The sequence below is a fragment of the Wolbachia endosymbiont of Nomada ferruginata genome, from assembly GCF_001675785.1.
Lineage (GTDB): Bacteria > Pseudomonadota > Alphaproteobacteria > Rickettsiales > Anaplasmataceae > Wolbachia > Wolbachia pipientis.
The window spans coordinates 1-4,385 of the sequence record NZ_LYUY01000100.1 but is presented as its reverse complement, the minus strand read 5'-3'; the positions used below and the strand labels follow the sequence as shown (position 1 = coordinate 4,385).

The 4,385-nt window shown below is 32.1% G+C and carries 3 protein-coding genes and 1 pseudogene; all 4 read right to left on the bottom strand.

What is annotated here, in order from left to right; genetic code table 11:
- Nucleotides 1-97 precede the first annotated feature (97 nt).
- Nucleotides 98-1,318, bottom strand: a complete 1,221-nt coding sequence (locus BA053_RS05350; RefSeq protein WP_065095435.1) for a heme biosynthesis protein HemY — start codon at nt 1,316-1,318, stop codon at nt 98-100.
- The gene (locus BA053_RS05345; RefSeq protein WP_065095110.1) at nt 1,315-2,046 is read right to left on the bottom strand and encodes a hypothetical protein; all 732 of its coding nucleotides are present in this window, start codon (nt 2,044-2,046) and stop codon (nt 1,315-1,317) included. The genes BA053_RS05350 and BA053_RS05345 overlap by 4 nt, the downstream gene beginning before the upstream one ends.
- Nucleotides 2,039-3,268 carry a lipoprotein-releasing ABC transporter permease subunit gene (locus BA053_RS05340; protein ID WP_065095109.1) on the bottom strand — a complete coding sequence of 410 codons (1,230 nt, stop codon included), beginning with the start codon at nt 3,266-3,268 and terminating at the stop codon, nt 2,039-2,041. Before BA053_RS05340 ends, BA053_RS05345 begins: the two co-directional genes overlap by 8 nt.
- 133 nt (nt 3,269-3,401) lie before the next feature.
- Nucleotides 3,402-4,304: pseudogene (locus tag BA053_RS05335) on the bottom strand (sugar phosphate nucleotidyltransferase); the annotation flags it as partial.
- Nucleotides 4,305-4,385: the final 81 nt, after the last annotated feature.

Here is a 4,385-nt window from a genome sequence, read left to right as displayed (position 1 = left end):
CCCTAGCTATGAGTAGGGTTATGTTAAAGAGGGAATATGCTTGAATTTACTTGTTTCCGGACAACCTCTAATGGTAATTTCTACACTTTGTGGAATTTTATAATATATAATAAACACAATTAAAACTATTACAACTTGAACACTTATGATCCCATTGTTCTAGTTCCCTGTTACAATTTTTACACTTCCAGCCTGGATCAGGCAAAGCTTCTGAGCCCATCTTGTTTAGCCAATAAATTACCTTGTCGTGTTCTTGCAATGTAACCTTGAGTTGTATTACAATAAAGTAGATTGACATGTAATTAGCTTTTTTCATAGCAGTGTCTAAATATTGACTTGCAAGATCATATTTACCTGAACTCATTGAGGACAAAGCAAGTAAACAGTAACTAAAATAATAATCAGGGCGTAAGTTGTATAGTCTTTCAGCACCTTTACTATTTAAATTGATGTACATTTTAGCTGACTGAGGAGTAGGATTTACTGTATACTCTGCCTCTAGCACTGCAGAAGCTTTTCTGATTTTTCCAAGTTTAATATATAATTCTGCCTTTAAATAATTGATGGGCTGAAAAATTGCACTATAACGTTGTGCTCTAAATAAAGACTTTATAGCCTCCTTAAAATTTCCTTTACTTTCATATTGCTTTGCTAAAGCGAAATAAAACACTGCAAACATTTCTTTATGATCAAAGGGGAGAAAAATATTGGACTTAACTGCTTCCTTCAACCTCAAAATTGCATTAATCCAATCTTCTTTCAATATGCAATGCTCTATTTGAAAGGGAATAGATAGCATTTTATCGTTAATTGAACTAGAGCAATATTCTATAAATTTTTGAAAGACTACTTTTTCTTGTTTGAGGTGGACAATCAGCTTATTGGCTAGAAGTAGAGCTAAGTTACGATTTTTATTTGCAATATTTGTTAAACCGTTACTGAAAAAGCTGTAATTTCCCGTCTTACCTGAGTTAAAGAGCTTTATTAAAAACAACCTATCGCTCTCCTCACTCAGACTTTTAACTAGCTTTTGGGCATTCTCTATATTGTCTAAGTCTATGCTAAAGAAAGCTTCAAAGAGAAGCAATTCTTCCCTATCCCTTCTTCTATTTCTTATGTTGGCAAATGTTGATGAAATGGAGGAAAAAAAGCGTACAAGTGTAATTAATAAAAATAATAAAACTACACAAGTAAAAATAATGAAATATAGATCAATACTTATAGTGTAATTGCCTAATTCCAATTTTATTACTTCACCACTTACCTTGACCCATATACCAAATAAAAACGAAAAAGCGAAAATTATAAAATAAATCATGAGATATATTGTAATAAGTGATGATATATTGTTGAAATATTCTTAGAAGCTACAATAAAACCATTCAATTTATTCAGCCATGGCTTGAATTCTGAATGCGTTAAATTGCTTACTGTAACAGTTATATTTTGCCAATCATTATCATTTATTGACTCCTCAATTTCTGCGAATTTTACTCTTAATGGATCATTTCGGTCGTCTACCTTTATCCAGTTTGAAATGATTTTTTTAGACAATGTACTTTTGTTGTAATCGATAGTATCAATAGTTTTTTCAAAAGATAACTTCAATTCGTGTAAGGTATTTATCTCTTTCAAATTTTCTAATTCATCTACTGCATTTTCTATCTCTGGATCGTCAAGCTCTGATATCAAAGGCTTTATTGAATTTATATGGTTATCAAATTTAGCTTCTCGCAATAACGAATCCTTCATTTTAACCACAAGTAATAGCAATTTTGCAAGGTTCTTACATCTTGAGTTATTATCACCTTGCTCACATTGAGTATGCTGACTTCTCTTGAGGTCAAATATCTTTTTTTCTATTCTAGATTGATTAACTTCAAGCAACATTCTAAATTCATCCATGTTTTCCGTTAAAGCTTTCACATTGTTTTCACTCTCTTGCTGATTTATTTTTAAAAAGATTATGTTATTTATTGTGATGTAACCGGTAAATAACAATACAATTAAGAACCAACCTATGTACTTTTGCTGAGTATCATTCATAACGTAGTACCTCCGCAGGATCTTGTGCAGCTGCCTGCAATGCAGGAGCAATTGTCGCTAAAAATGATAAGAATAATGCAAGTGCAGAAATGTTCACTACATCTTGAGGAACTAATATCATTGGCAAACTTGAAAAAAAGTATATCATAGGATCAAACAGCTTGACGTTAGTAATGTTTTCTAAAAACACTCTAATATTTTCGATATTGAGAGAAAAAACGACACCTATAATACAGCCAAGACAAGTTCCCGTAAAACCGATTAATAGACCACAAGCGCAAAATATACGCATAATGCTTCCACTTGTTGCACCAAATGTACGCATAATTGCAATCGCGGATTTCTTTTCTTGCACTATCATCATTAAATTTGAGATAATATTAAACGCTGCTACAACTATAATCAAAGTGAGAATTAAAAACATCACATTTCTTTCAGTTTTTAAAGCACTAAAATAATGGCTTTGCTGTGATTGCCAACTTTCAGCTTCCATTCCTATTTCTTTTTCTATAGCATCTGCCAGCTTATCAGCTCTAGTAACGTCGTCTACAAGTACTTCTATATTTTTTATGCTATTTTTATAATTAAAAAAGGCTTGTGCTGATTTTAGAGGCATATATATCAAGGTATTATCATACTCAAACATACCCATATCAAATATTGCTATAACTTTATATTTTTTCATTCGCGGCATTTCACCAAGTAATGCATCAAATTCTTCAGATGATATAAACGTAATTTCGTCGCCATAGTCAACGTTCAAAGCTTCTGCCAATCGTGCTCCTATTATTATCCCTTCATCAAATTTTTTTACATCACCTATAATTACATTATTTATAACGGCAGTACTATCAAGCAAATCTTTAGTTGACATACCTCGCACTACGCTACCTGCAATTTTACCATTTGCTACAATAATAACTTGATCATTGGTCATAGGAGTAGCTTTTAATATACCAGGAATTTTCTCAATAGATTTCGAAACTGTGCAGTAATCTGAATTTATGTTCCTATCAAAATAAACATTAATATGGCCATCAATGCCAAGTATTGAGTCAAGCAACTTTGCTCTGAATCCGTTCATCACAGACATCACCACTATTAGTGTTGCAACTCCAAGGGCAATGCCGATAATAGAGAACAAAGTCATTATAGAGCAAAATCTGGCATTTTTCGCTCGCAAATAGCAAGCAGCCATAGTAATTTCAAAGGCAATGGACATTACAAAATATTTTGAGGTTAAACATTATATTTTTGAAACTTCGTATAATTGTAGACTTTTCTTTATTTGAAAACTAGAGATTTTTGCTTCCTTAAATTTAGCAGACTTATAGAGTATCTTTAACATTAGAATTTCAAAATCTTCCATATACATCATCCAACCTCACTATATCATTATCAGATAAATGCTCTCCTATCTGAAATTCAACTATTTCAAGTGGAAAGCTTGTGCTTCTATTTTCAATCCTATGGGAAACTTCCCTTGGGATTTCTATCATATACTCATTTACTATAGCATTTTCTTTGTCTTCTAAACTAACATACCCAACTCCTGATAGCACTATATGGTATTCATCTCTATAGTGATGGAATTGCTTAGAAGTGCAGCTTAATGGATTTATAAAAAGATATTTTATAAGAAAATTTTCGCTCATTAAAATTATACTACAAAATCCCCATGGTTTAACTTCTTTCCTTATTGCCTTTACTTTCTTAACTTTATGAATAAACGAAATTAGACTTTTGTTTGGTTGCTTACAAGCTCCACCCAATAAATTTTTATTACTTTCTGTCGTTGAAACTGGTTCTTTTTCTCTAATCACATGCTGAAATGACACCGGTTCTTTACTAAACTTCTCACTCAATTCTAAAACTGAATTCCAAGTTCCAACATCCAACCAATCGAAATTAGCTTCTATCATTGCAACGTTTTTTGCTTTCTCCATCACCAAGTAATCAATGGATATGCCTTCAATTCCTGCAAAATCTCGTTGTTTTAAATACAGAAATCTCTCTTGCGGTGTGAAATGTTTAAAACATAAATTGTAAAGATTCAGGGCAGATTTTTTGATCTCATCTATGTAGCGTTTTGCTTTAAACACAAATATTCCAGAGTTCCAATAATGATCGTTACTTAACTTACGCTCGGGCTTTTCTGTAAAATCTTTCACTATATGACATTTTTCTTTCTGATCATATACTGCATTTATATAGCCGTATTCAGAATTGAATTCATGAGGCTTAACCCCAAAAGTGACTGTGTGCTGCAGTAACAAACAAAGTAATGTTTGTGAGAAGCTTTATTGAAGATGAAGGAAGGTCCTTCGAAATCGGTTTTC